Origin of the sequence: Bradyrhizobium japonicum USDA 6, assembly GCF_000284375.1 — a bacterium.
In the GTDB taxonomy this organism is placed as follows: domain Bacteria; phylum Pseudomonadota; class Alphaproteobacteria; order Rhizobiales; family Xanthobacteraceae; genus Bradyrhizobium; species Bradyrhizobium japonicum.
In genome coordinates this window covers 3,894,890-3,920,177 of the sequence record NC_017249.1, presented here as the reverse complement: position 1 = coordinate 3,920,177, position 25,288 = coordinate 3,894,890, and the positions used below count along the sequence as shown (strand labels likewise).

22 protein-coding genes and 1 pseudogene are annotated in these 25,288 nt (G+C 63.2%); 7 read left to right on the top strand and 16 right to left on the bottom strand.

What is annotated here, in order from left to right; all coding sequences use genetic code 11:
• Nucleotides 1-68: 68 nt before the first annotated feature.
• The 4 genes from BJ6T_RS18265 to thiD all read right to left on the bottom strand — a co-directional run bounded on the left by BJ6T_RS18265 (nucleotide 69) and on the right by thiD (nucleotide 4,015).
• Nucleotides 69-1,052, bottom strand: coding sequence for a threonine/serine dehydratase family protein (locus BJ6T_RS18265; protein ID WP_028170564.1), 984 nt, complete (start codon nucleotides 1,050-1,052; stop codon nucleotides 69-71).
• A 64-nt stretch (nucleotides 1,053-1,116) separates the two neighbouring features.
• Nucleotides 1,117-2,160, bottom strand: coding sequence for a glycosyltransferase family 4 protein (locus tag BJ6T_RS18260; RefSeq protein WP_014493937.1), 1,044 nt, complete (start codon nucleotides 2,158-2,160; stop codon nucleotides 1,117-1,119).
• A 13-nt stretch (nucleotides 2,161-2,173) separates the two neighbouring features.
• Nucleotides 2,174-2,986, bottom strand: a complete 813-nt coding sequence (locus BJ6T_RS18255) for a UDP-2,3-diacylglucosamine diphosphatase (RefSeq protein ID WP_014493936.1) — start codon at nucleotides 2,984-2,986, stop codon at nucleotides 2,174-2,176.
• Nucleotides 2,987-3,214: 228 nt separating this feature from the next.
• On the bottom strand, nucleotides 3,215-4,015 hold the full coding sequence (thiD, locus tag BJ6T_RS18250) for a bifunctional hydroxymethylpyrimidine kinase/phosphomethylpyrimidine kinase (protein ID WP_028170563.1): 801 nt from the start codon (nucleotides 4,013-4,015) through the stop codon (nucleotides 3,215-3,217).
• Nucleotides 4,016-4,246: 231 nt separating this feature from the next.
• Here thiD and BJ6T_RS18245 point away from each other — a divergent pair, with 231 nt between their 5' ends.
• The 4 genes from BJ6T_RS18245 (at nucleotide 4,247) to BJ6T_RS18230 (ending at nucleotide 7,618) form a co-directional block, all read left to right on the top strand.
• Entirely contained in the window at nucleotides 4,247-4,492 is a 246-nt protein-coding gene (locus tag BJ6T_RS18245) for an Lrp/AsnC ligand binding domain-containing protein (RefSeq protein WP_014493934.1), read from the top strand.
• Nucleotides 4,493-4,871: 379 nt separating this feature from the next.
• The gene (ypfJ, locus tag BJ6T_RS18240; protein ID WP_141378594.1) at nucleotides 4,872-5,906 is read left to right on the top strand and encodes a KPN_02809 family neutral zinc metallopeptidase; all 1,035 of its coding nucleotides are present in this window, start codon (nucleotides 4,872-4,874) and stop codon (nucleotides 5,904-5,906) included.
• A gap of 147 nt (nucleotides 5,907-6,053) precedes the next feature.
• Entirely contained in the window at nucleotides 6,054-6,668 is a 615-nt protein-coding gene (locus BJ6T_RS18235) for a hypothetical protein (protein ID WP_144038004.1), read from the top strand.
• Between the two features lie 140 nt (nucleotides 6,669-6,808).
• Nucleotides 6,809-7,618 carry an alpha/beta hydrolase gene (locus BJ6T_RS18230; RefSeq protein ID WP_210161782.1) on the top strand — a complete coding sequence of 270 codons (810 nt, stop codon included), beginning with the start codon at nucleotides 6,809-6,811 and terminating at the stop codon, nucleotides 7,616-7,618.
• A gap of 1 nt (nucleotide 7,619) precedes the next feature.
• Here the strand turns inward: BJ6T_RS18230 and BJ6T_RS18225 are convergent, their stop codons facing one another.
• Nucleotides 7,620-8,549, bottom strand: coding sequence for a c-type cytochrome (locus BJ6T_RS18225; protein ID WP_028170562.1), 930 nt, complete (start codon nucleotides 8,547-8,549; stop codon nucleotides 7,620-7,622).
• A gap of 153 nt (nucleotides 8,550-8,702) precedes the next feature.
• Here BJ6T_RS18225 and BJ6T_RS18220 point away from each other — a divergent pair, with 153 nt between their 5' ends.
• Complete coding sequence (locus BJ6T_RS18220; protein WP_014493929.1) at nucleotides 8,703-9,119, top strand: CHRD domain-containing protein; 417 nt, start codon at nucleotides 8,703-8,705, stop codon at nucleotides 9,117-9,119.
• 90 nt (nucleotides 9,120-9,209) lie between these two features.
• Here BJ6T_RS18220 and BJ6T_RS18215 read toward each other — a convergent pair whose 3' ends face one another.
• On the bottom strand, nucleotides 9,210-10,778 hold the full coding sequence (locus BJ6T_RS18215; RefSeq protein WP_014493928.1) for a winged helix-turn-helix domain-containing tetratricopeptide repeat protein: 1,569 nt from the start codon (nucleotides 10,776-10,778) through the stop codon (nucleotides 9,210-9,212).
• A 170-nt stretch (nucleotides 10,779-10,948) separates the two neighbouring features.
• On the opposite strand from BJ6T_RS18215, the gene BJ6T_RS18210 reads away from it, so the two are divergent.
• Nucleotides 10,949-11,194 (top strand): YjiS-like domain-containing protein, encoded by a 246-nt coding sequence (locus BJ6T_RS18210; protein ID WP_014493927.1) that lies wholly within the window; start codon nucleotides 10,949-10,951, stop codon nucleotides 11,192-11,194.
• 61 nt (nucleotides 11,195-11,255) lie between these two features.
• Here the strand turns inward: BJ6T_RS18210 and BJ6T_RS18205 are convergent, their stop codons facing one another.
• Nucleotides 11,256-12,539, bottom strand: a complete 1,284-nt coding sequence (locus BJ6T_RS18205) for a cystathionine gamma-synthase family protein (RefSeq protein WP_014493926.1) — start codon at nucleotides 12,537-12,539, stop codon at nucleotides 11,256-11,258.
• 364 nt (nucleotides 12,540-12,903) lie between these two features.
• Here BJ6T_RS18205 and BJ6T_RS18195 point away from each other — a divergent pair, with 364 nt between their 5' ends.
• The gene (locus BJ6T_RS18195; RefSeq protein WP_141378592.1) at nucleotides 12,904-13,182 is read left to right on the top strand and encodes a hypothetical protein; all 279 of its coding nucleotides are present in this window, start codon (nucleotides 12,904-12,906) and stop codon (nucleotides 13,180-13,182) included.
• A 95-nt stretch (nucleotides 13,183-13,277) separates the two neighbouring features.
• Here BJ6T_RS18195 and BJ6T_RS18190 read toward each other — a convergent pair whose 3' ends face one another.
• The 9 genes and pseudogenes from BJ6T_RS18190 to BJ6T_RS18155 form a co-directional block, all read right to left on the bottom strand.
• A complete protein-coding gene (locus BJ6T_RS18190; RefSeq protein WP_014493924.1) occupies nucleotides 13,278-13,724 on the bottom strand; it encodes a c-type cytochrome in 447 nt (148 codons plus the stop codon).
• A 131-nt stretch (nucleotides 13,725-13,855) separates the two neighbouring features.
• Entirely contained in the window at nucleotides 13,856-16,165 is a 2,310-nt protein-coding gene (locus BJ6T_RS18185) for a xanthine dehydrogenase family protein molybdopterin-binding subunit (protein ID WP_014493923.1), read from the bottom strand.
• A 259-nt stretch (nucleotides 16,166-16,424) separates the two neighbouring features.
• A complete protein-coding gene (locus tag BJ6T_RS18180) occupies nucleotides 16,425-16,700 on the bottom strand; it encodes a YjiS-like domain-containing protein (RefSeq protein ID WP_014493922.1) in 276 nt (91 codons plus the stop codon).
• Between the two features lie 418 nt (nucleotides 16,701-17,118).
• Nucleotides 17,119-17,253: a hypothetical protein gene (locus BJ6T_RS49150; RefSeq protein ID WP_014493921.1), complete on the bottom strand. Its 135-nt coding sequence runs from the start codon at nucleotides 17,251-17,253 to the stop codon at nucleotides 17,119-17,121.
• 12 nt (nucleotides 17,254-17,265) lie between these two features.
• Nucleotides 17,266-17,867 (bottom strand): annotated as a pseudogene (locus tag BJ6T_RS18175) (alpha/beta hydrolase); the annotation flags it as partial.
• Between the two features lie 383 nt (nucleotides 17,868-18,250).
• Nucleotides 18,251-21,181, bottom strand: a complete 2,931-nt coding sequence (locus tag BJ6T_RS18170) for a helix-turn-helix transcriptional regulator (RefSeq protein ID WP_225894833.1) — start codon at nucleotides 21,179-21,181, stop codon at nucleotides 18,251-18,253.
• Between the two features lie 46 nt (nucleotides 21,182-21,227).
• Complete coding sequence (murJ, locus tag BJ6T_RS18165) at nucleotides 21,228-22,754, bottom strand: murein biosynthesis integral membrane protein MurJ (protein ID WP_014493918.1); 1,527 nt, start codon at nucleotides 22,752-22,754, stop codon at nucleotides 21,228-21,230.
• A 277-nt stretch (nucleotides 22,755-23,031) separates the two neighbouring features.
• Nucleotides 23,032-24,207 carry a DegT/DnrJ/EryC1/StrS family aminotransferase gene (locus tag BJ6T_RS18160; RefSeq protein ID WP_028170558.1) on the bottom strand — a complete coding sequence of 392 codons (1,176 nt, stop codon included), beginning with the start codon at nucleotides 24,205-24,207 and terminating at the stop codon, nucleotides 23,032-23,034.
• A gap of 10 nt (nucleotides 24,208-24,217) precedes the next feature.
• Nucleotides 24,218-25,222, bottom strand: coding sequence for a Gfo/Idh/MocA family protein (locus BJ6T_RS18155; protein ID WP_028170557.1), 1,005 nt, complete (start codon nucleotides 25,220-25,222; stop codon nucleotides 24,218-24,220).
• Between the last annotated feature and the right edge of the window lie 66 nt (nucleotides 25,223-25,288).

Below are 25,288 nucleotides of genomic sequence, written 5' to 3'. Positions count from 1 at the left end.
AGCGAAACGACAAAGGGGCAGAGCGGCAACGCTCTGCCCCCCCTTCCTCATGTTAGAAGGTCCGAACCCTAAGCAACCAGCTCGGCAAACAGATCCGCATCCACATTGCCGCCGGAGAGCACGATGACGACGTTCTTCCCGGCGACGTCGAGGCGCCCCGCGAGCAGCGCGGCAAGACCGACAGCACCGCCCGGCTCGACCACGAGCTTCAACTCGCGATAGGCGAAGCCCACGGCCGCGCCGACTTCCTTGTCAGATGCAGTCACGCCGCGCGCCAACAGCTTGCTGTTGATCGCAAAGGTCATCTCGCCGGGGATCAGCGCCATCAGCGCATCGCAGATGGTGCGGCCCGCGGGCCCATGCGGCTCGCGGTGGCCGGCGGTCAGCGAAATGCCGTGATCGTCGAACGCCTCGGGTTCGGCCACCACGATCTCGGCTCGCGGATAGCGCGCCTTCACCGCCGTGGCGACGCCCGCGATCAGGCCGCCGCCGGAGGCCGGTGCCACCACGATGTCGGGACTGAGGCCGAGCGCAGTCATGTCCTCCGCGATCTCGCGACCTGCGGTGCCCTGCCCCGCGATCACGAACGGATCGTCGTAGGGCCTGACCAGCGTCGCGCCGCGCTTCTCGGCGATGCCGCGCGAGATCGCCTCGCGGTCGTCGCGATCGCGATCGTACAGCACGACCTCGGCGCCGTAGGATTTGGTGCGCTCGCGCTTCGACAGCGGCGCATCCGCAGGCATCACGATGGTCGCCTGCATGTCGAGGATCTTGGCCGCGGCCGCCACGCCCTGGGCGTGGTTGCCGGACGAGAACGCGACGACGCCGCCGGCGCGCTTGTCCTGCGGGATCGAGGCGACCTTGTTGAAGGCGCCGCGGAACTTGAAGGAGCCGGTGCGCTGGAGCATCTCCGGCTTCAGGAAGACCTTTGCGCCGACGCGCTCGTTGAGCACGGGAAAAGACAACAGCGGGGTGCGGATGGCGAAGGGCGCGATCACACGCGCTGCTGCATCGATATCGGCAGGGCCGATCGGGAGGAGCTGTTCGGTCATGTCCAATGTTATCGCGCCGGACGAGGCGCAGGGCAAGACACCTGCGCGCGATGAACCTTGGTTTTCAGGCTACGAAACTAACCGGCTCCGCCCCATTCCTGCCTGGAAGCACCGCGCCAACCGCCTTGATGCTGTCCACAAACGCCCTCGCCGAGGCCTCCCAGGTGTAATTGGCGGCGAATTCGACGCAGTCCTGCCGGGACACGTCGAGCGCGGCGAAGCAGGCATTGCGCAGATCGTGATCGAGGGCGCCGACCGGTGCATCGCCGATCACGTCGCGGGGGCCCTTCACCGGGAAGGCCGCGACCGGCAGGCCGCTGGCGAGCGCTTCCAGCAGGACCAGGCCGAACGTGTCGGTCTTGCTGGGGAACACGAACACGTCGGCCGCCGCATAGATTGCCGCCAGCGCCTCGCCGTGCTTCTCGCCCAGGAAGATCGCATCCGGATAGGCTTCTTCCAGCGCGCCCCGCGCCGGGCCGTCGCCGACGATCACCTTGGTGCCGGGCAGATCGAGATCGAGAAACGCCTCGAGGTTCTTCTCCACCGCGATCCGGCCGACCGAGAGAAACACCGGCGCCGGCAGGCAGAGGTCGATCCCGCGGGGGTGGAACAGGCTGGTGTCGACGCCGCGCGGCCACAGCACGACGTTGTCGAAACCGCGCTCGCCAAGCTCGCGGGCCAGCGCCGGCGTTGCCGCCATCACGGCGCGGCTGGGCGCGTGAAATCGGCGCAGCGCCCGCCAGATCAGGGATTCCGGAACCGGCACGCGGGCGCGGACATATTCGGGAAAGCGGGTGTGGAAGCTGGACGTGAACGGCAGCTTGCGCTGGCGGCAGTAGCGGCGGACCATCAGGCCGATCGGCCCCTCCGTCGCAATGTGGATGCTGTCGGGGCGCGCCTCCTCGATCAGCTTCGCGATTCGCGCCGGACGCGGCATCGCGAGCCGCACGTCGCGGTAGCTCGGCATCGCGAAGGTGCGGAACGATTGCGGCGTCAGGAACGTGAACTCGACGCCGAGCGCCTTGGCGGCGTCTGCGAGCTTGGTCAGCGTCCGAACCACACCGTTGACTTGCGGGTGCCAGGCGTCGGTCGCGACCAGGATGCGCATCAAGCGGCCTCTGCTATGCAGCTCTGGCTGCGACCTGCGGAACCTGTACCGGCTTCCGCGCCTGATCCGCCCAGGTGATGATCTCGAAATGACCGTCGTCATGCTCGACCAGCGCCGTGCAGCTCTCGACCCAGTCGCCGCAATTCATGTAGCGGATGCCGGCTTCGTCGCGGATCACGGCATAGTGGATGTGGCCGCAGATCACGCCGTCGGCGTCGTGACGCCGCGCCTCGGCGGCGAGCGCCTGCTCGAACGCGCCGATGTAGTTGACGGCGTTCTTGACCTTCTGCTTGGCCCATTGCGACAGCGACCAATAGGGCACCTTGAACATGCGCCGGAAGAAGTTGACGAAGCGATTCATCTGGATCGCGAAGTCGTAGGCCTTGTCGCCGAGATGGGCGAGCCAGCGCGCGTTCTGCACCACGAGATCGAAGATGTCGCCGTGGATGACGAGATAGCGCTTGCCGTCCACGCCGGTGTGGACGGTGTTCTCGACGACGTCGATGCCGCCGAAATGCGTGCCGTAATAATTGCGCAGGAACTCGTCGTGATTGCCGGGAATGTAGATGACCTTGGCGCCCTTGCGCGCCTTGCGCAGCAGCTTCTGGACCAGGTCGTTATGCGATTGCGGCCAGTGCCAGCTCGATTTCAGCGCCCAGCCGTCGACGATATCGCCGACGAGATAGATCGTATCGGCATCGTGGTAGCGCAGGAAGTCGAGCAGCAGGTCGGCTTGAGAACCGCGGGCTCCGAGATGAACGTCGGAGATGAACAAAGTGCGAAAGCGCCGCTCCGGGCTCTCGTCACTCACATCGTAACTTCCCATGCGCCAGCCTGTAACAAATGTCCCGTGACAGGGGGATGACAGATTGAACCCTTGAGGCACCCTCGAATACGAATCAGACCTTGCCTCGCCCTCCCCGCGAATATCAGTCGCATGCGACAATCAGGCGACATGGCGCCGCAGCGGCCCCCGCAAGACCCCGGAACCGATGGCTGAACAGGTTAACCGCAGCGGTCCCGCGCGCCGCTGGCGGTGCGCTCGCGGCCCGGATCAGTAAAATTTGTGGAAATGATGGATCGGCCCGTGGCCGTGGCCGACGCTGAAGCGGTCGGCGGCCGCGATCGCTGCGCTGATCCAGGCCTTGGCGTTGCGCACCGCCTGCTCGAGCACCTCGCCCTTGGCGAGGCCCGCCGCGACGGCCGAGGACAGCGAGCAGCCGGTGCCATGGGTGTTTTGGGTGGCGACGCGCGGCGCGGCGAGCGCGATCGTTCCTTCGGTGCTGACGAGATAGTCGATGCTTTCGGCGCCCTCGCCGTGCCCGCCCTTGATCAGGACCGCGCGGCAGCCCAGCGCCAGCAGCCGGCGCCCCTGGCTCTCGATCTCGGCCTCGCGTGTCGCGACGGGCTCGTCGAGCAGAGCCGCGGCCTCGGGCAGGTTAGGCGTGATCACCGACGCCAGCGGCATCAGTTTCTTGCGCAGGGCTTCCACCGCCTCCGAGGCGAGCAGCCGATCGCCGGAGGTTGCGACCATCACGGGATCGAGCACGATATGGCGAGGCTTCCAGCGCGACAGGGCTGCCGCGATCGCATCGATGCTGGCGGCCTGTGCCACCATGCCGATCTTCACCGCACCGACCTCGAGATCGGAAAACACGGCATCGATCTGCGCAGTGACGAATTCGGCGGGCACCGCGTGGATGCCGGTGACGCCGCGCGTGTTCTGCGCGGTCAGGGCCGTGATGGCGGAGGCGCCATAGACGCCGAGCGCGGCAAAGGTCTTCAGGTCGGCCTGGATGCCGGCGCCGCCGCTCGAATCGGAGCCGGCGATGGTGAGCGCCACGGGCGTCGTCATGGGGCGATTTTCCACGTTTTTGAGGCCATCGCCCGTCCTAGCGCGCACCCCGGCGGCCCGCAAGTTCGCTTGCTAAATCCGGCCGGTTTTGGCCTATTAGAGCGTTTTCGAGCGAAGTGGATACCGGTTCGCGTGAAGAAAACGCGTCAAAACTAGAATCTAGAGCCCCGTTCCGATTTCATCGGAACGGAAATAGCTCTAGCCGCCAGATATGCCTTCGGAGTGACTGCAATGGTTCCTTTTTTCGTCCAGATCAAATGCAAGCTCGGCCAGTCCTACACGGTCGCCAATGCGCTTGCCGAAGCCGAGATCGCCTCCGAGATCTACTCCACGGCCGGCCATTACGATTTGCTGGTGAAGTTCTACGTCGACAAGGACACCGACATCGGCCACTTCATCAACGAGAAGGTGCAGGTGCTGCCTGGCATCCAGGACACCCTCACCATCATCACCTTCAAGGCGTTTGGGGCGAGCTAGGGCGTGCACTCACAGAGGGCCGGATGGGAAGTCCGCTTCCGGGACAGCGCAGCGGACCTATTGTGCTCAAAGTGAGTTCTTCGGATTTTGACCATCGCATACATCATCCAGCGCTCGCCCCTCCCGCGCTGGCAAGGCTCAACGCGCTTCATCGATGACGGCCGCGTCGACATCGCGCCAATGTCCGGTCAAAAAACGGATAGTCTCCAAGTGGTTGGGGCCTTTGCATCGTAGCCCACGCGCTTAGGTCCGCGGAGGAATAACAATTCGGCGGCCCGATCGCGTGCACTTATGCCGCGCGCAAAGTGTGAGAAATTTCATTGAACATACAACCCTGGAATGCTCTTTTCGCACGGATCGTGAGCGCCGGGGGCCGGCAATGCCCAAAGGACCGCTTGTTTCGATAGCAGTTGCTGTCTGGGTGCTTTGCACAGGCGGCTTAGCCTGGGCAGTTCGCCCGGCACCGATAGACCCCGCTGCCATCCTCCGTAACCAAGTCGACAGGATTGGTCCGGGTTCAGTTGTCTTTGATCCTCCGACGGAAATGACGGTCGGCTATCACGAGCCAATAGCCGTCCAGCCGCTCCAACGTCATGGCGTGGCTCAAACTGAACAGATCGAAGTTGGCAGCTTCGTGCGGGCTCGCCTGTTCGGCGAAGGATTTACGGCAACAACGAGTAGCCATGACGCGCAAGCCGAGTGGCTTTATGCTGAGCTTCCAGCGAAGTCGGGCGACCAGACCGGTGCGCCGCGCGACAAGATGTATCTCTTCGTTTCGCGAGTTCTGGGCAGCACGGAGGAGGTCTGGCAGGCAATCTTCGCATCCGATCGCCTGACTTATCGGCCACCCCGTCTCGTCCTGTACACAAGCGCCACCTACGCAGCCTGCGGATTAGCCGAGAAGATCATGGGACCATTCTATTGTCCCGATGATCAGAAGGTCTACCTCGACCTTTCGTTCTTCCAAGAGATGCAGGCTGAACTTCACGCCTGCGATTCGAGCGGCGCCGACTGTCAACTTCCTCAGGCCTATGTGATAGCCCACGAAATCGGACACCACGTTCAGAATTTGCTGGGAATTATGCCAAAAGTGCGCGAGCTTCAAGGGAGCATGGAAACGGAGGCGGAGAGAAACCGGTTACAAGTTCTTCTCGAGTTGCAGGCCGATTGTCTCGCCGGCATTTGGGCGCGTAAGATTAAAGAGAAAGCGAAGATCAACGCGAGCGACATAGCAGCGGCAATTCGAACGACAGAAGCACTAGGCAACGACACCCTGCAGAAAAGTGCCTTGGGGTACGTAGTGCCTGACTCGTTCACTCATGGCAGCGCTGCGCAGCGCCATCATTGGTTCGATGTCGGTTACGCAACTGGATTGGTGAAGAGCTGCAATACCTTTGCTGGAGCGCGGCAATGAGGCCCGACCTTCCCAACTCTCAACAGCCGATGTCCGACGACTGCATACTACCGAGCGGGGCCGCTCGGGAGCCCCCACTGGACGAAGCGAAACTCCGCGACGAACCCCTGCTCGCGTCTCTTGCATTTTCATTTTGAGGGGAGTGCCGTGCCCCAGCATTGGTTAAAATACTTGGCTGTTTGGTCAATTGCTTTGGCAACGAGCTTCGGGAGCAGCTGCGCGCAACCGATCGTCGCCGAGCGAGACGTCCTTCAAATCTGCGAAGCGTTTTCGCGGAAGGCCCCAGAGCGAATGCCGGCAATTGTTCAGCCGGAAGCTGCCAAAAATTTCATTGGGAGATACGCTCGCTTTTCGGACCGGCTACGAGGCTGCCTATCGGCATCGGAGCGCGAGCGCGGGCCAAATAGCGTGACTTTTTTGATTCAGAACACACAGTATGAGAGTTACTGGAAGTTCCTCACTGATTCCAACTCAGTTCAATGGATTTCTATCGAGAGGTTTAGGCCCGTCACGCTGGCAGATGATGAGCCATGGCGCGCGCCTTTTGATGTGACAGCAGCCCCGGTCAGGCCAACCATCAAGCCCGGCGGCACCAAGATAGACCCGGATATCCAAGGCGGCGCGATTCAAGACTCCGGAATCGACACACGTATCGTTGAGTTTTTCTATGCAACGAACCGCAAACAGTCAGACACTCCCCCGATATCGAAGGCCATCCCCAGCCCGCATTCACAAGCGATGGACCTCCTGTCTACAGCTTGAACGGCTGGACTGCTGTCAGCGGCTACACAGGCGAGCGCAACCCTGATCTGAGTGTCGGGATCGTTCGCGTCCGGGTGCCTGAAGGACACCACATCGGAAACATAGAATTGCCCCCGAGCCTTAAGCTCTTCGGATTTAGCTTGAGAAAAGACACACTTGACCCAACGAAGCATTTTACTATTCGCAACATCGAGAAAACAGACGAAGCGAAATGGATAAGAACGCTGGCGTCAACGAAGAAGAAAAGGGCTCTCGTGTTTGTCCATGGCTTCAATACCAAATTCCGCGACGCCGTCCTCCGGGCAGCGCAGATAACTTGGGATCTTCAGTTCAGAGGCACCACAATCTTATTCTCATGGCCGTCTCGCGGGGATATCGCGGACTATCTCTATGACAAAGAAAGCGCGTTAGGTTCGCGCACGGCCTTTCTTCGCGTGATCGACGATCTTTACAAAGCCGGATATGACAATATCGATGTGATAGCTCACAGTATGGGGAATTTGATCGCAGTTGAGGCCCTATCAAATAGCGCCGCGACACGATCGCCCACGGCTATCGCGCAGTTGATTATGGTCGCCCCCGATGTGGACCGAGACATGTTTGTCCAAGACATTTCCGGCGTTGCAAAGGTCACTAAGGGGCTTACACTTTACGCATCCAAGAACGACAAGGCCTTGCAGCTATCGAAGCGTATTGCCGGAGGTATCCCGCGCGCAGGAGATGTACCTGATGCCGGGCCAGTTGTTTTGCCTGGACTTTGGACGATTGATGTCAGTCTGATTGGAGATGAATTGTTCGGGCTAAATCACAACACGTTCGCCACGACACGAAACGTGCTAAACGACCTTGCGATACTACTTATGGAAGGCAAGCCTCCACCACGGCTAATTGAAATCCGGGGCTTCCCTGAGCCTCCCCAAAAAGCCGCGTACTTCCGCTACATACCCTAGACTAGCTGGCTTCCTTGCGTTTCGGCCGCGGCGGCCCGTCCACCGGCGGCAGCGATTTGATGTAATCCGCCATGGCCGCGAGATCCTCGTCCGGCAATTGCGAGGTGTTCTTGATCACGCGCGTCATCGCGCCGCCGACGCTGTCGCCGTCGGGCAGTTCGCCGGTCTTGAGGAAATAGGCAATATCCTTCGCGCTCCACTCGCCGAGACGCTTCTGTGTGATGTTGGGTACCCAGCCCTCGCCTTCCGGATTGGGTCCGCCGGCAAAGCGCTCTCCAGAGATGATGCCGCCGAGCGCATTGCGCGGGCTGTGGCATTCGGCGCAATGGCCGAAACTGTTGACGAGATACGCTCCGCGATTCCATTGCGGCGACTTCGTGCCGTCGGCGACGAAGGGCTTTCCGTCCATAAACAGGAATTTCCAGATGCCGATGTTGCGCCGGATGTCGAACGGAAAGCGCACGTCGTGGTCACGCACCTTGCCTGCAACGGGCGGCAGCGTTTTCAGATAGGCGAAGAGGTCGAGCACATCCTCGCGCCTGGCGTGCTGATAGGACGTGTAGGGAAACGCCGGAAAATAATGCTGTCCGTCCGGCGAGACCCCGTGCATGACCGCGTTGACGAAATCGGCGTCGGTCCATTTGCCGATGCCGTAGGTCGGATCGGAGGAGATGTTCGGCGCGTAGAACGTTCCGAACGGCGACTTGATCGCGACGCCGCCGCCGAGCCTGGTGCGATCGGGCTGGTCGGGGACGGCATGGCAGGACGCGCATCCACCGGCGTTGAACATCACCTCGCCATTGGCGAGATTGGGGACATGGGCCGGCGTTGTGGCGGCGCCGGCCGCCACCACCGGCGCGCTGAGCCACCAATAGAGGCCCGCAGCAGCGACCGCGGCGAGCAGCGCCACGGCAATTGTTCGTTGCAACATGCAGATCCATTCATTGCTTGCCGCGAACTTATGACCGATGTCCGCGCGGCTCCAGCCACGAAGAATTTAGCCCGCCCCGGCCGGATACGGGAATAAACTGAAACGGCCAATGTTGGAAGGTTGGCAGGCCAACGAGGTCTCAGGGAGAATGTCATGAACAAGACCGTCATCGCCATGGTCGCGCTGGGCGCCGCAGCTTTTGCAGCCCCCGCCGGCGCCGAAAAGCTGAAAGCAACGCTCGACGGCAAGTCCGAGGTGCCCGCGACCACCACCAGCGGCACCGGAACCGCCGATCTGGACTATGATGCCGCCAGCAAGAAGCTGTCCTGGAAGGTCACCTATTCCGGCCTGTCCGGCCCGGCAACGGCCGCCCACTTCCACGGGCCGGCCGAGGCCGGCAAGAACGCCGGCGTCGCGGTCGCGATCCCGAACGCGACCTCCAGCCCGGTCGAGGGCTCGGCGACGCTGACCGATGCGCAAGCTGCTGACCTGCTCGCCGGCAAGCTCTACGTCAACATCCACACCGCGGCCAATCCGGGCGGCGAGATCCGCGGCCAGGTGACGAAGTAAGCCTCAAGGCTGCTTCGTACGCGAAGGCCGGGCGCCGGAGGGAGCGTCCGGCCTTTTCGATTCCGCACGCCACGAGGTGACCACGCAAGCTCATTCCGGCATGCCGGCAACCCGGAGCGCTTGCGTCAGCTTTTCGGCATCTTGCGGTCGACGCATTCGCGATGTGTAGTTGGCGATGCGCTTGTTGGGAGATAGCTTGATCGCGTCGGCGCAAATCCGCCGCGCTTCCTCGACGTGGCCTAATGCGGCGTGACATGCTGCCAGAATGAACAGTGCAGGCGGAAAGATTGGGATCAGACTGACGGCTGACGCAGCACAGGACAAGGCGTCCTCAATGCGACCGGCGAGGAAATAAGCGTAAGCCAGACCCGTCTGGGCGTTGCAGCTCCCATGCGGATGGAGCGGGTTCAGACGCAATGCAATACTGAACTGCTCGACTGCGGCGTCACCGCGGCCAAGCCAGAGCTGGCCCCATCCGCTCCAATGCCGTGCGATGACGAGGTTTGGATCCAGCTTTATCGCTCGCGTCAGGTGAGATTCGCCCTCCTCGACCTCACCGAGGACCTGGGCGAGAGCATGTCCGGCCATGGCAAGTACCGATGGATCATTCCTGTCAAGTTCAACCGCTCGCCTCGCCAGCCGCGCGGCTTCACTGCGTTCATGGGCTTCATCAGTGATCCAGTCGAAAACATTCCTCAGGACATAGCAACGGGCGCCGAGCGCGTATGCACGCGCGAATTCGGGATCGATCTCGCGGGCAGTTTTTGCGAGCTCGATAGCCTCGATGCTTGCTTCCTCGGTGAATTTGAAGAAGGAGGCAAATGCCCGAAGATAATAGTCGTAAGCCTGAAGGTTGTCGGTCGGCTGGCGTCGGGCGCGCTCGATTTCGGCGCGCTCCAGCTGCGGGGAGATTGCGCCGATCACGCTGCTCGTCAGCCGATCCTGCAGGTCGAAAAGATCTTCGATCTCACTGTCAAACCGGTCCGTCCAGAGATTCAGGCCTGTCGCCGCGTCGATCAACTGGCCCGCAATTCGGACCCGATTGCCGGCCTTGCGCACACTGCCTTCGAGCACATAGCGAACGCCCAGCTCCTGACCGATCTGTTTGACATCGATCGCCCTGCCCTTGTAGGCCAGAGTCGAATGTCGCGCGATGACGAAAAGAGACTTCGAACGCGACAGTCCCGAAATGATCTCCTCGACCATACCGTCGGCAAAATAGTCCTGCTCCGGATCCGGGCACAGGTTGGCGAATGGGAGGACCGCGATCGAGGGTTTGTCGGGAAGCGAGAGCCCTGGTTTCGGCGTCTCGGCTCCGCCGTCGGCGGCCGCGGCGCCCTCGGCGGCGAGCGTTTCCCGGACCTGACCCACGAAGCGGAAACCTCTGCGTGGCAGTGTTCTGATCAGCCGCTGCTCTTCGCCAGAATCCCCGATCGCGCATCGCGCACTGTTGAGGCGGGTCGTCACCGCAGCATCGGACACGCAGCGCCCCTGCCAAACGGCATCGATGAGTTCATCCTTGCCTACGACGCGCTCCCGGTTGCGGATCAGGTAATCGAGGAGATCAAACACCTTTGGCGTAACTGAGATCCGATCCGCTCCGCGATGCAGCTCTCGCCGACCGGCGTCGAATGCATACTCCTCAAAGAGATAGCGCACGGTGCGAATCCCTTGGGTGAGCCCTCCGGGGCGACCGGGGTGGGCTTTTTGGCCCGCTGGACGTCGCAAGAATAAGCTGCCGGTAGGGAAAATGTAAGCTGTCGGTCAAGCACGCGCGGCGGTCTTCGGGCACCTTCTCGGGGTGAAAAACACCCTCCGAAGGTACTGCAATGATCCTGATCCAAGGTACAATATGGCCGGAACGGGCGTCCATATCGTCCCGGCATCTCCGCAGCCTGATCCGGACCTACTGGGATGTCTTTCAGGCACGTCGCGATCGCCGGAGATTGCGCGGCACGTTGTCCGGCTTGAGTGACCGGGAGCTGATGGACATCGGCACGACGCGCGGCGAGATCGACTACGTTGCCTCCAGCCGCGATATCGACCCGCGAGACATCGTGAGCCATTCGCGCTGAGCGGCACGGCCGACCTCATTGCGTTGATTGGGCACGCCCCGGCAATGTCGGGGCTGCGCCTTCAGGCCGCGTTCAGCGCTTGCGCGAGGTCGGCTATCAGGTCCGTCGGGTTTTCGATGCCGATCGACAGCCGGATCGTGGAATCGAGGACGCCGATTTTCCGGCGGATGTCGGCGGGAACGCCGGAATGGGTCATGGTTGCAGGCAGGCTCGCAAGCGACTCCGTTCCGCCAAGACTCACCGCCAGCTTGAGGATTTGCAGCGCGTTGAGGAATTTCACCGCCGCGTCCTTGCCGCCGACGATGTCGAACGAGAAGGTGGAGCCCGCTCCCAGGCATTGCCGCGCGAACACCATCCCGGCCGGCGAAGCCTGCTCGAGATGGCCGAGATAGTGGACTCTGGCCACCTTGGGGTGATCACGCAAATAGTCCGCCACGAGGCGCGCGTTGCTGTCGGCCTTCTCCATGCGCAGGCTCAGCGTCTCGAGCGAGCGGTTGATCATCCAGCAGGAATGCGGATCGAGCTGGGTGCCGATCGCGCCCCGGAGCGCTTTGATGCCCTTCACGATCGCCTTCGCGCCGAGCGCGGCACCCGCGATCAGGTCCGAATGACCGCCGACATATTTCGTGAGCGAGTACAGGGAAATGTCCGCACCATGCTCGATCGGCCGCTGAAACACCGGTCCGAGCAACGTATTGTCGCAGGCGATGATCGGAATGTGTCCCTGGGTCTTTCCGATGGCTTCGGCGACACGGCGCATCATCGCGACGTCGACCAGCCCGTTGGTCGGGTTGGCCGGAGTTTCGATCAGAATCATCGAGACCCGGCCCTTGCGCATGGCCTCCTCCGAGGCCTGGCTCACCGCCGCTTCATCAACACCATCGGCGAAGCCGACGGCACCGATCGACAGGCGCGCAAGCGTGTTCGTCAGCAGGGTTTCCGTCCCGCCATAGAGCGGCTGGGAGTGCAGGATGACGTCGCCGGGGCGGACGAACGCCAGGATCGTGGTTGCGATGGCCGCCATGCCGGATGAGAACAGCGCGCAGCTTTCGGTACGCTCGTAGATCGCGAGCCTGTCCTCGACGATTTCGCTGTTCGGGTGATTGAAGCGCGAATAGACCAGCCCCGCGCCCATCCCTTCCGGCGGCTCGCGCCGGCCGGCGACGAAATCGAAGAAGTCCTGCCCATCATCGGCCGTCTTGAACACGAAGGTGGAGGTCAGGAACACCGGCGGCTTGATGGCGCCTTCCGACAATTGCGGATCATAGCCATAGGTCAGCATTAGCGTTTCCGGATGCAGCATATGGTTGCCGATGTGCGTCTTCGACGGGAACGGTTTGACCATGGCCTGTCTCGCTGTTTGGATTCAGATTCTCGCCACGTATTGGAACTCCGCGATCGAAGCAGAGGGCTCGGATGCGCCTGCATCCGACTCGTCAACGTCGCAGCGGCTGCGGTTGAAGATAAGCTCATACGCGGCGCCCCGACAGCGATCAGCCAGGCCTCGTAGACAAATTTTGCCTTTGGTGTGGTTCGACGAAGCGATGTCTCGGTAACCGAGGCACCTCAACGCAATGGTCCGAGCCTCTCCCGCCGCGGCCCTACCTTTGACGGGCCGCCCGCAAACATCCCCGATTCCGTCCATCCATCTTCGTGTTGCCGCCACAAACGGCACTCACGAAGGCGTGACCGCGTATGGGGAGAAAAAAGTGCGCGCAAGAAGACCATGGAAAGTCGTGGGGGCCAACCATCACCACTCGAGTGTCGAGCAACTTCAGCTCGATCTGGCGGCGATCAACCGGTGCATACACGTGCTTGAAAAGGCTGACGTCGATCCTCAGGACATTGAGGTACTGACCGTTCACGCGCTGACGCTCGCCGAACAGATCGATGAGGTGCGCTGGTTGAACCCAGCCAAGGCTTTGGGGTGGTTACTCGAAAAAGAGGCTCGCAAGCCTGCCGCTCGAAAAGCTTCGGGAGCCGGCTGAGCAATACGCTCGCCTTCGTCAACCGAGGCGCCCGCACACGACGCAAAAAGGGCGGATGCTGCGCGCATCCGCCCTTGCTTTTTGCCGGCTTCGCGTCAGCTGTTCTTCACACGAAAGGTCTCGTGGCAGCCGCCGCATTCCTTGCCGACCGCGGGAAAAGTCGCCTTGAGCGAGTCCAGGTCCTTGATCTTGCCCCTGGCCTCGCCGACGACCTTGGCGAAGCTTGCGATCTTGGCGTCGAAGCCGGCCTTGTCCTCCCAGATCTTCGGCGAGGCGCTGTAGTCGCCCTCGGGCTTCTGGCCCTTTGCACTCGCCGGGAACAGGTTCGGCAGCTTCTTGGCAGTATCCGCGAACTGCGCCAGCGCGCTGTCCACCGTGGCCTGGTCGTAAGGCTTCTCGCCCTTGACGATCGCCGCGACCGCGCCGGCGTTCTTGCCGTTGCCCTTCATGAGGGCCTGGACCTCCTTGACGGAGTCCTGCTGCGCCCAAACCGCGCCCATGCCGAGCAGCAGCGCGCCCCCGACAACCAACACTCGCTTCATTCGCAAAATCCCTTTCTCCGAGACAGGATCGTGCTGACCCCACATTGGGCCAACACCGTTTGGCAGAGTTCATTCCATCCAAAGCGCGGCGATAGATCGTCGCACTTTGGATTATTTGGTCGAGCTCGAGCTTAAAGGCTGTGACGGCGGTGGTGCTCGTTGATGGCGATCCACACCCGCTCCGGGGTGGCCGGCATGTCGATGTGGTCGATCTTGTATTCGCGCCAGAGCCCGTCGACGATGGCGTTGACGACGGCCGGACAGGAGCCGATCGCGCCGGCCTCGCCCGCCCCCTTCACGCCCAGCGGATTGGTCGTGCAGGGAACGTTGCTGGTCTCGAACACGAAGTCCGGACCATCCGCCGCGCGCGGCAGCGCGTAGTCCATGAAGGTCGCGGTGATCAGTTGCCCGTCAGTGGCGCCGTAGACCACCTGCTCCATCAGCGCCTGGCCGATGCCCTGCATGGCGCCGCCATGCACCTGGCCCGCCAAAAGCAGCGGATTGAGCGTCTTGCCGAAATCGTCGACGATCACGTAGTTGACGATCTTGATGATGCCGGTCGCCGGATCAATCTCGACTTCCGCCAGATGCGTGCCGTTCGGATAGGTGCCGTCGGCACTGGCAAAGGTCGCGCTGCCGTTAAGCTTCGATGGATCGGCGCTCCCGCGCTTGGCGAGATCAGCGAACGACATCGAACGGTCGGTGCCGGCAATCCGCACCACGCCGTCGGAGAGCTCGAGGTCGCCGGCACTGGCTTCCAGCGCCTGCGCCGCGATCTCCTTCAGCTTTTGCCCGAGCTCGCGCGTGGCGCGCTCGACGCTGACGCCGCCTGACGGAATCGAGGCCGAGCCGCCGGTGCCGAGCCCGGTGGCGATCTCGTCGGTGTCGCCCTGGCGCACGTGCACGCGCTCCGGGGGCAGGCCGAACTGCTCGGCGACGATCTGCGCATAAGCCGTCTGGTGGCCCTGCCCGCTCGACTGTGTGCCGATCAGAACGGTGACGTCGCCGTTGGGATCGAGCCGCACATTGGCGGTCTCCTCGCCCATCACGCCACAGATCTCGACATAGCTCGCCAGCCCAATGCCGCGGATCAGACCATTCTTCTTGGCCGCCTTGGCGCGCTTCGGAAACTCCTTCCACTCGCCGATCTCCATGGCGCGCTTGAGATGCGCGGCGAAATCGCCGGAATCATAAACCTTGCCCGTGGCCGTCTTGTAGGGCAGCGCCTTCGGCGGAATGAAGTTCTTGCGGCGGATGGCGTCCGGCGTCATGTCGAGTTTTCGCGCACAGGCGTCCACGAGGCGTTCGATGACGTAAGCGGCCTCGGGTCGGCCCGCGCCGCGATAGGCATCGACCGGCACGCTGTTGGTGAAGATGGTGCGCACCCGGCAGTGGAAGGCCTGGATATCGTAGAGGCCCGGCAGCATGCCGGCGCCGCCATGCGGAATGTAGGGGCCGAAGGTCGACAGATACGCGCCCATGTCGCCCATCAGGTCGCAATCCATCGCGAGGAATTTGCCGTCCTCGGCCAGCGCCATCTTGGCGGTGGTGACGTTGTCGCGGCCCTGCGCGTCGCCCATGAAGTGCTCGGTGCGGTCGGCCGCCCATTTCACCGCTTTCTTGAGCTGCCGCGCGGCGATCGCCATCAAGGCGTATTCGCGGTACGGAAACAGCTTGGTGCCGAAACCGCCGCCGACGTCGGGGCAGATCACCCGCATCTTCTCCGTGGGGATATTCAGCACGTTCTGGCAGAGGATGTCGCGCAGGCGGTGGCTGCCCTGGCTGCCGACGGTCAGCGTCAGATGATCGCGCTTGGCGTCGTATTCGCAAACGGCCGCGCGCGCCTCCATGAAGCTCGCGACCACGCGCGGATTGATGATGTTGATTTCGGCGACCGCATGCGCCTTCGCAAAGGCAGCTTCGGTCGCCGCCTTGTCGCCGATCGAGACGTCGAACAGCACGTTGCCGGCCTTGTCCGGCCAGACCTGCGGCGCGCCCTTCTTGACCGCGTTGACGACGCCGGTCACGGCCGGCAGCGGGCTCCATTTGACCTCGATCGCCTCGATCGCGTCGCGGGCCTGGTCGATGGTCTCGGCGACCACGAAGGCGATGGAATCGCCGACATGGCGCACCTCGTCCTTGGCGAGGATCGGATAAGGCGGGCCGGTGAACGGATCGGTCTCGAGATTGAACAGGCAGGGCAGATTGCCGAGATCCTTGACATCATCGGCGGTCAGGATCAGCGCAACGCCCGGCAGCGTGCGGGCCCGGCTCGCATCGATGGTGTACTTGGCATGCGCGTGCGGCGAGCGCAGCATCAGGCAGCGAAGCGCGGCTTGCGGCGCATAATCGTCGGTATAGCGGCCCTTGCCGCGGATGAGCGCGTCATCCTCCTTGCGCAGCACGCTTTGGCCAACGCCGAACTTGATGGGAGCCGCCATTTTCTTATCCCGTCCTCATGGTTGTTTTGTGGGCATATTGCCGTGGAAAAAGTGGCAAGGCAAACGGCTTTAGGCATGCACAGGCCGCGAAGACTCGCCCGGTGCCTCGCCTGTCAGAGCGGGATGCGACGAAAACGCCGCAGCCCGGTCATTTCCCTGTGAAGAATGGGCCGGTTGATGGCACGATAGTTGCCGATCTCGTCCCGCAATGCACTCCTACTGCCGCTTGTTCGCAAAGCGTAACTCCGCTTCTGACGGCCTATATCACGCCCCGCCTCCAAAGATCCGTGGCGCGATCTCTCAGTGTGTCGATAGCGCGCTCGGGCGTGATGTAGCCGATCTCGCCACGCGTCAAACCGATATCCATCAGCTCCCTGTCACTCAGCTCCTGCAAGGCGCCCCGTGGGCGCTGCCGCCGCTCCTGAAACGCATACCAATATCGCCTGAGCAGACTCAAGACGATGGAGAGGTCGAGGCGAAGCCTCACGGCATCGCGCTCAATCTCGGATGAGATGTTCGTCTGTTGAGGTGGCATCGGATGCTCCTGCTGTTGTGCCGGCAGGGAGCGTGGCCAAACAAAAGGCCCCGTCCGATGCCGGCGGGGCCTTGGTGAAAAGATGTCGTCGTCGAATTCCTAGCGCGCGACTCCTTCCACGGCCCAGCCGAAGCGGGTCATGTGGTTGCGGTTGAAGTGGCGCGACGATTTGATCATACGGCGCCAATACCACGGCCATCGCACGAAATCAAGGGATGTACGGAGGCTCGCTGCATCCTGGGGGCGAGCCCACTCCGGGCGCATTCGTCTTCGACGCCGTCGCAACCTCCTCGCAGCGTTGCGTTCGGGATCAACTCGATCGACTGGGACGTGAGCGGTACGCCGCAATCATAAGCTCGGGATCGGTCAAGGCGCCGCAAGCGGCGACAATGTCGCCGCCTGCTCTTCCAAGGCTGGATCAAGGCGCGAGATGTGCCTTGATCTCCGCCGACATCTGCCGAATCGCGGCCTGGGGCTCGGGATCGCTCTGGATGCCGTTCAGCAGGACAAAGTCGTGGATCATCCCGTTGTAGCGGGTCGCGATCACGGACACGCCGGCCTCCTTGAGCTTGCGCGCGTAAGCCTCGCCTTCGTCGCGCAGCGGATCGTTCTCTGCGGTGATGACAAGAGCCGGGGAAGCCCCTTCAATTGCTGCAGGCTGGCGCGCAGCGGCGAGACGTAGGGGTTGTTGCGCGCCGCTGCGTCCGGCGCGTACAGATCCCAGCCGTATTTCATGAAGGCGCGGGCGAGAAATCGTCCCGTGCCATATTCGTGATAGGACGCGGTGTCGACGCTGGCGTCGGTCGCCGGGATCATCATGACCTGATAGCTGATCTTGGGTCCGCTGCGGTCTTTGGCCATCAGCGACAATGCCGCGGTCATGTTGCCGCCGACCGAATTGCCCGCCACTGCGATCCGGCCACCGTCCGCGCCGAACTCTTCGGCGTGGCTCGCCACCCATTTCAGCACGGCATAGGACTGGTCGAGCTGCGTGGGGAAGCGCGCCTTCGGCAGGGACGTGTACTCAACGAAAACACCAATCTGGCCGGAGCCGACCACCAGATCGCGCAACAGACGCTGATGGTTCTGGAAATTCCCGACGATCCAGACACCGCCGTGAATGAACAGCAGTACGCCGGGCTTTCCGGTCACGTGCTCGGGCTTCATGATGTAGATTTTCACGGACTGACCATCCTGGGTGATGGTCTGCTCGGTCGTGTTCACCCCCGACATGTCGACCGCCGTCTTGTTCTGAAGCTCCGTCAGGATGTCCTGCGGCTTGGGCTGGGGCAGCTCCCAGAACGGGCTCGGATCCTTGTTGATCTCGCGCAGGAAGGCGCGAACCTGGGGATCGATCCGGGGGTCGGTCCCGGCGTCCGGGGCCGCATCGGCGGCTTGGGTCATGAGGCATGCTCCGAGGCTGAGGACTGCGAGTGAAGAGAACAGTTTCATGGTCAACTTTTGCTTGGGGGTAGACGCACTCGCACAGCTAGCCCGCGCGGAGGGGCTGCCGCTTCTGTCAAATGACCAGTCCGATGACCGGACGGCGATCAGTCCGCGGGGCGGCTGATGCTGGCGAGAACGGGGCGTAGCCCGGACCGCGAGGTGATTCCGGCCTTCGAAAAGATCCGGTGCAGGTGGTACCCGACAGTTCTGTGGGACAGATACAGTCTGGCGCCGATCTCCTTGTTCGAGAGACCTTCGGCGGCGAGTTGCGCGATGTGAAGCTCCTGCGGGGTCAGCGTCTCCCACACCTGCTCGGTTCGCCGGCGGCTGGCTTCGCCCGAAGCACGCAATTCCTCGCGGGCCCGATCGCTCCAGGGTGAGGCGCCGAGCGCATCGAACATGTCGCGCGCCTCGCGCAACGGTGCCCTTGCATTGGCGGATCTGCGCTGGCGGCGCAGCCATCCGCCATAGGCCAGGAGAAATCGGGCACGAAGGAACGGCCATTTCTTCGCGGCCGGCCCAGAACCTTGCAGTCCAGGACCTTGCAGTCCAAGACCTTGCAGGAAGAACGGTTCGGCATCATCAGGCGCAGCGAGGAACGCCTTGCCATATTGCAGCATCGTCCCGACCCACGGCACCGGCGTCGGAGCCGAGGCGCGCTCGATCTCATCAAGCACGCGGCTCGCCTCGTCCGCATTGCCGGACGACACGGCGGCCTCCACGAAATCCGCGAGGCCAAAGAACTGAAGGCCGAAATTGAAAGCGGGATCGGCCGGCGTGAACAGGCGTCGCAGATGCTCAAAGGCCTCCCAATGACGGCCCGCGCCGATTGCGGATACGCCTCGTGCGATCTGCAACATGGCCAGCAGGAAACTCGCGCCGATGGACAGGGCCAGGGCTTCCGCCTGCGCCGCATAGGCTTCGGATTGCTCCAGATTGCCTTGCATTCCTGCGAGCCTGGCTTTCAGGATCGTGGCTGCGGCAATCCACGGAAGCCCGCCGGTCTCTTCGGCAAGGCGAGCGGATTCCTCGGCCTCCCTCATGGCGCCCCGCCAGTCACCGACTTCCATTTCCGCCCAGCCTTGGGCGAAAAGCACCCGGGCGAGATCGCTGAGCCGTCCCTGCGTGCGCAGCACGGCACTGGACTCGGCGAGAAAGTTCACGCCGATGTCGAAGGTCCCGATGACATTGGCGGTGCTGCCAAGGATTCTCGCAATGGTGGGATCGCCGGGCGCCGTTCCCGCAAGCCCCTGCAGCTTGAGGTACACATCAGCTCCGCGCCGCAGCGGTTCGACGTAAGCGGAAATCGCGATCAGGCGGGGATCCGTGTCGGGCAATTCCAGCCGCGTTGCCGCGTCGTAAACTTTTTTGCAAAATTCATCGCTTGCGCTACTCCACCAGCAGCGTTGCGCGGCGCGCCAAAGAAGATTGCCAGCGAGATCGATCGCGCCGGCGGCGTGGGCTTTCGCAGCAAACCCGATCAAGGCGAGAATCTTCGCGGGATGGTCGGCCGCCGGAGGCTGGCTGATCTCGCGGCACCAGGCAATCCGGACCAGCGCCAATTGGTTCGCTTCATCGATGTCGGCCTGCCGCAGCAGCCGCTCCATGAGCTCCGGCTGTCCCAGATCGGCCGCGAGCTCGGCCGCCCGCAACAGCCGGTCGCTTCTGGCTCTCGCCGTGCTGCTCAGCCGTGCCGCACTTTCCAGGACCTCGATCGCCATGGCAACCGCGCCGCGCCGCAACGCCCGCGCCGCCATCAGGTCGTATTCGCCGGCGAGTTCGTCGTCAGGTCCGATCGTCGCTGCGGCACGATGCCATAATTGGCGGTCGAGCTGATCGTGAATCACGGCAGCAAGCGCGGCGTGGATCCTTTGGCGAGTTGCCGGGTCGGCGGCCTGGTGCATGGCGGAGCGAACCAGCGGATGCCGAAACCGCACCTCCGTTCCGTTGATCTCGATCAGCTTGGCGGCGACCGCGGGTGCCATCGCATCGATCCCCACGCGCTCGCCCAACACGGCTTCGGCGGCGGAAAGGATTTCGTGGAGTGATGTCCCGTCGTTTTCTGCCGTCACGAACAGCAGCAATCGCGCGATGGGCGGGAGGTCGGATAAGCGATTGGAGAAGGCGCGCTCGAGCCGGTCGGTCAGCGGAAGCCACGGAGTATCTCCAGCGGCTCGTTCTCCGCGAGGCAGCTCCACAAGGGCCAGTGGATTGCCCGAGGCTTCCTTAAGGAAGCGGCTGCGCAGCTCCGCAGGAAGGCCCGGCGCATTGGCATCGAGCAGATGCTCGGCATCGGCGGCGTCAAGCCCTGAAAGTCGCAGCCTCTGGGTCGAGGCGTCGCCAAGCGAACCCTTGAAGTCATCGCGCATGGCCACCACCAGAACGATCGGGTCCGAGCTCAATCTGCGCGAGATGAAGGCCAGCACTTCATAGGTCGCCTGATCCAGCCATTGGGCATCGTCGGCAACAAGCAGCAGAGGCTTGCGCGTCGCCCTTTCGCTCAGAAGAGACAGCGTCGCGAGCGCAACCAGGAAGATATCGGGCGGCCCCGCGTCGTCATGCATGCCAAAAGCGGCCAGCAACGCCGATCGCTGGCGAGGGACAAGGCCCTCGGCCCCTTTCATCAGCGGACGCAAGGCCTGTTCAAGTGCTGCAAACGGCAAATGGACTTCGGCCAGGACGCCGGTCATGCCCAGGACGGTGAAGCCGCGTTCACTGGCCCTGTGTCGGGCCACATCGAGGAGCGCAGACTTTCCGATGCCGGGCTCACCGCTGATCACAAGCGTGGATCCACCCTGGTCGATCCGTTCGATCTGGTGATCGATCAGCGCAATGTCCTGCGCGCGACCCTGCAAACTTGGAGACGCAGGGGCAACACCACTGCGCTTTTTCGGCGACGAGGCTGTCTTTTTCGCCCGTCTGGTCATCGCATAACCGTTGGTGGCACTGCACCCCTTCGAACCCAGTCGAGGTTTAACGTTAGCATGTACCGGGAACCAAAGGAGAGTCGTATACGTGATGGCTGCTTCCGGCATGTCTCGCCTGCTGCAGCAGCCTTTGGCCCGACGGATTGATACAGGCCTAGCCGCGCACGAGCGAGACCAGCCAGCGGCGGCCGAACAGCGCGAGTATCGCGAGCGCGTAGATGATCGTGCCTCCGACGGCGAGCAGGACCAACGTCAGTTCATCGTGGAAGTGCATCGAGCCCAGGATAGAACCGCTGAAGCGCGCGATCAGCCAGAACGTGGCGGCGAGGATCAGTCCGGTCAGCAGGAATTTGCCGAGCGACAACAGCCAGGCGCGGTCCAGCACGAGAAAGCCGCGCCGCACCGCGAAGAAGAGCACCAGCAGCAGATTGGTCCAGATCCCGACGGCGGTCGCGAGTGCAAGGCCGATCTGCGCGAGCGTCCCCATCAATGCGAATTTCAGCGCAACGTTGACGGCAATGCCCGTCAGCGAGGCGCGGACCGGCGTTGCCGTGTCCTTGCGCGCGTAAAAAGTTGCGACCGCGCTGCGGATCAGCACAGCCGGGATCAAGGCAATCGCATAGGCCGCGAGCGTTGCTCCGGCGGCGGCCGCGTCCGCCCTGGAGAAGGCTCCGTGAGCAAACAGCGCGCGCATGATCGCGTCGGGCACGGTGAGGAAGGCCGCGACGAACGGGACCGAGAACAGCAGTGTGTAATCGAAGGCACGGCGCTGCGACCTCATTGCACCGTCATGATCGTTGGCCGTCAGCCTGCGCGACATCTCAGGCAGGAGCACGGTGCCAATGGCGATGCCGATCACGCCGATCGGCAGCTGATAGAGCCGGTCGGCATAATAGAGCGCCGACAGCGCGCCAGCGGGCAGGAAGGTCGCAATGATGGTGTCGGCGAACATCGCCACCTGCGTGCCCATCGATCCCAGCGTCGCCGGCCCAAGCGCTTTGAAGAAGCCGCGGACGTCCTCATCAAGCTTCAGCGGCGCAAAGCGCGGCAGGCCGCCATGGCGGGCGAGATCGCCCGCCAGCAGAAAATATTGCAGGAAGCCCGAGATCAGCACGCCCCAGGCGGCGGCGTGGCCTGCGCTGGGAAACCATGCGGCTAGCGCCAGCGTCATCATCATGGAGATGTTGAGGAAGATCGACGCCGCCGCGGCGCTGGCAAAACGCTGCATCACATTGAGCATGCCGCCGTAGAGCGTCACCAGCGTGATCAGCAGCAGATAGGGGAAGGTGATCCGGGTCAGCTCGATCGCGAGCTTGCGCTGCTCGGCGTCCTCACTGAAGCCGGGCGCCAGAATGCTCATGGCCTGCGGCATGAACAGCCACGCGACGATCAGTAGCACCACCTGCGAGGCCAGCAGCAGCGTGAAGATGCGGTCGGCGAACAGTTTTGCCGCCCCCTCCCCCCGCTCGCCATGGACGTGGGCATAGGCCGGCACCCAGGCGGCGTTGAAGGCGCCCTCGGCAAAGATCGCGCGGAAATGATTGGGCAGCCGCAGCGCCACGAAAAAGGCGTCGGCCACGGGGCCGGCGCCGAGGATCGCCGCGAGCATGATGTCGCGGGCAAATCCCGTCAGCCGCGAGAGCAGCGTGTAACCACCAACCGTGAAGATGCGTCCGAGCATGCGTCCGTTTTAGAGACTTATCGAACAGAGGTCGATTGCATCTTGCGATGCGCATTGCTGCGCCCTCTCCCCTTGCGGGAGAGGGCTACGCCGCCGGTAGACGCAAACTCATTGGGGTGAGGGGTATCTCTCCGAGCATTACGTGCGGAGAGATACCCCTCACCTGTCTCGCCGCTATGCCATAGCCGATGCAAAGCATCGGCGTCCTTAAAGAGACGGCGGCCGAAGGCCGCCTCTGCCACCCTCCCCCGCAGGGAGAGGGGAAGAAAGGCAAAAATCAGCCCGCGATCGCGCCGCGCACGGCGGCGATGATTCGCTCCTGGTCGGCTTCGGTCAGGTAGGCGTGCATCGGCAGGCTGATGACGTCCTGCGACAGGCTCTCGCAGCCCGGCAGGCCGCCGTCGGCGACCGGATACTGCTTGTAGGCGGTCTGCTGGTGCATCGACTTGCCGTAATAGATCGCGGTCGGCACGCCCTGGGCCTTCAGCGCGGCGGCAAAGCCGTCGCGGTCGGTGCCCTCAGGGAGACGGATGGTGTACTGCGCCCAGACCGAAGTATTGCCCGGCGCAAGCCGCGGCACGGTGACCACGTTCGACAGGCCGCGCGCGTAGCGCTCCGCAACCTTGTTGCGGGCGGCGATCTCGTCGTCAAAAATCTTCAGCTTCTCGATCAGGATCGCGGCCTGCATGGTGTCGAGCCGGCCGGTCAGGCCGAGGCGGACGTTGTCGTATTTGTCGACGCCCTGCCCGTGCACGCGGATGCTGCGGAGCGTCGCGGCGAGCTCGTCGTCATCGGTGAGGATCGCGCCGCCGTCGCCGAAGCAGCCGAGCGGCTTTGCCGGGAAGAAGCTTGTGGTGGTGGCGAGCCCGAAGGTGCCGAGCTTGCGACCCTTGTAGCTTGCGCCAAAGCCTTGTGCGGCGTCATCGATGATGAACATGCCTTCGGCCTTCGCGATCTCGGCGATGGCATCGTGGTCGGCAGGCTGTCCGAACAGATCGACCGGAATGACCGCGACAGGCTTCAGGCCAGCCTTGCGCGCGGCCGCAATGCCGCGCTTGAGCGACTCCGGGCTCATGTTGAAGGTGGCTTCATCGACGTCGACATAAACCGGCGTCGCGCCGGTACGTGCCGCCGGCGAGGCGGTCGCAATGAAGGTGAAGGAGGGACACAGCACGGCATCGCCGGGCCCGACATTCTTCGCCATCAGCACCATCAGAAGCGCATCGGTGCCGTTGGAGCAGCCGATGACGTGCTTGGCGCCGCAATAGGCCGCAAGCTGCTTCTCGAGTTCGAAGACCTCGGGTCCATTGACGAACTGGCAATGATCCATCACGCGCTTGACCGCGGCATCGAGCGAGGCGCCGAGCCGGCGCCGCTGCGAGGCAACGTCGATGAAGGGAATGGGTTCGGAACGCAGGTGCTGGTTCATGGCGCCTTCTTGAGTGGTCGACATGGAAAGGGAATCAGCCGGCGACGCGGCGCGGGCCCTTGCGGGCAGCCGACGAGGCCGCGGGCCGCGCCGGCGTTTCGAGGCACTGCGTGGCGATCTCGAGACTGGCGACGCCTTCGTCGCCCGTGACCGCCGGCGTCTCGCCGTTGCGCACGGCCTTCAGGAACGCGATCAGCTCGGCACGGAGCGGCTCGTCGTGGCCGACCGGCAGATGCCGCATCGAATAGCTGCCGTCCGGCTTGAAGCCGAAGCACTCGGTGACCTGGCGCGTCAACAGATCGCCCATCACGTATTTGTCGCGGGTCGCGACCGTGACGCTGCGCGCCTTGAACGGCGTCAACCAGTTGGTGTTGATGTGCGCGAGCACGCCGTTGGCCGTGCGGAACTGCAAGAGCGCGATGTCCTCGCGCTCGGCGACCGCGCTCGACAATTGCGGCTGCACCTCGACGATGTCGGATTCGGTGAACCAGCGGATCAAATCGATGTCGTGCACGGCGAGGTCGATGACGACGCCGACATTGGACATGCGCGGCGGGAACGGGCCGACGCGGGTGATCGCGATGGAGAGAATGTCTTCGCCCGCGATCGCCTGCTTGACGGCGGCGACTGCCGGATTGAAGCGCTCGACATGGCCGATCATGAGCGTGACGCCGGCCTTTTGCGCGGCGGCGACGATCTCGCGGCCTTCCGCGACCGTGGAGGCGATCGGCTTCTCGACCAGCACGTGGACGTTCTTGGCGATGCAGGCGAGCGCGACCTCGTGATGCAGATGGGTCGGCGCCGCGATGGTGACGGCGTCGACACCCGCGGCGAGGAGCTGGTCGAGCGTCTCGAAGCCCTGGCAGCTGGCAAGTTCGATGGTGCGCGTCAGATGCGTCGGCGACGGATCGACCACACCGACGAGGCTGACGCCTGGAAGACCGCTAAGCACGCGCGCATGGTTGCTGCCCATCACGCCCGCGCCAATGACGCCAACGCGCAAGCCGGCCTTTGCCGGTGCAAACCCTTTGGAACTCATCTGAGCAAACCCCGATTCAACGCAAATCCCCGGGCCGCTTCTAGCACGGGCGCCACATTTGTGGCG

What these genes read in the sequence shown, in the direction of transcription:
- BJ6T_RS18255 (WP_014493936.1), bottom strand. Translation starts at nt 2,986, where the DNA reads ATGGGAAGTTACGATGTGAGTGACGAGAGCCCGGAGCGGCGCTTTCGC.
- BJ6T_RS18225 (WP_028170562.1), bottom strand. Translation starts at nt 8,549, where the DNA reads ATGTTGCAACGAACAATTGCCGTGGCGCTGCTCGCCGCGGTCGCTGCT.
- BJ6T_RS18205 (WP_014493926.1), bottom strand. Translation starts at nt 12,539, where the DNA reads ATGGTCAAACCGTTCCCGTCGAAGACGCACATCGGCAACCATATGCTG.
- BJ6T_RS18190 (WP_014493924.1), bottom strand. Translation starts at nt 13,724, where the DNA reads ATGAAGCGAGTGTTGGTTGTCGGGGGCGCGCTGCTGCTCGGCATGGGC.
- BJ6T_RS18170 (WP_225894833.1), bottom strand. Translation starts at nt 21,181, where the DNA reads ATGCCGGAAGCAGCCATCACGTATACGACTCTCCTTTGGTTCCCGGTA.
- BJ6T_RS18220 (WP_014493929.1), top strand. Translation starts at nt 8,703, where the DNA reads ATGAACAAGACCGTCATCGCCATGGTCGCGCTGGGCGCCGCAGCTTTT.
- BJ6T_RS18185 (WP_014493923.1), bottom strand. Translation starts at nt 16,165, where the DNA reads ATGGCGGCTCCCATCAAGTTCGGCGTTGGCCAAAGCGTGCTGCGCAAG.
- ypfJ (WP_141378594.1), top strand. Translation starts at nt 4,872, where the DNA reads ATGCCCAAAGGACCGCTTGTTTCGATAGCAGTTGCTGTCTGGGTGCTT.
- BJ6T_RS18155 (WP_028170557.1), bottom strand. Translation starts at nt 25,222, where the DNA reads ATGAGTTCCAAAGGGTTTGCACCGGCAAAGGCCGGCTTGCGCGTTGGC.
- BJ6T_RS18160 (WP_028170558.1), bottom strand. Translation starts at nt 24,207, where the DNA reads ATGTCGACCACTCAAGAAGGCGCCATGAACCAGCACCTGCGTTCCGAA.
- BJ6T_RS18210 (WP_014493927.1), top strand. Translation starts at nt 10,949, where the DNA reads ATGATCCTGATCCAAGGTACAATATGGCCGGAACGGGCGTCCATATCG.
- thiD (WP_028170563.1), bottom strand. Translation starts at nt 4,015, where the DNA reads ATGACGACGCCCGTGGCGCTCACCATCGCCGGCTCCGATTCGAGCGGC.
- murJ (WP_014493918.1), bottom strand. Translation starts at nt 22,754, where the DNA reads ATGCTCGGACGCATCTTCACGGTTGGTGGTTACACGCTGCTCTCGCGG.
- BJ6T_RS18265 (WP_028170564.1), bottom strand. Translation starts at nt 1,052, where the DNA reads ATGACCGAACAGCTCCTCCCGATCGGCCCTGCCGATATCGATGCAGCA.
- BJ6T_RS18260 (WP_014493937.1), bottom strand. Translation starts at nt 2,160, where the DNA reads ATGCGCATCCTGGTCGCGACCGACGCCTGGCACCCGCAAGTCAACGGT.
- BJ6T_RS18180 (WP_014493922.1), bottom strand. Translation starts at nt 16,700, where the DNA reads ATGCCACCTCAACAGACGAACATCTCATCCGAGATTGAGCGCGATGCC.
- BJ6T_RS18245 (WP_014493934.1), top strand. Translation starts at nt 4,247, where the DNA reads ATGGTTCCTTTTTTCGTCCAGATCAAATGCAAGCTCGGCCAGTCCTAC.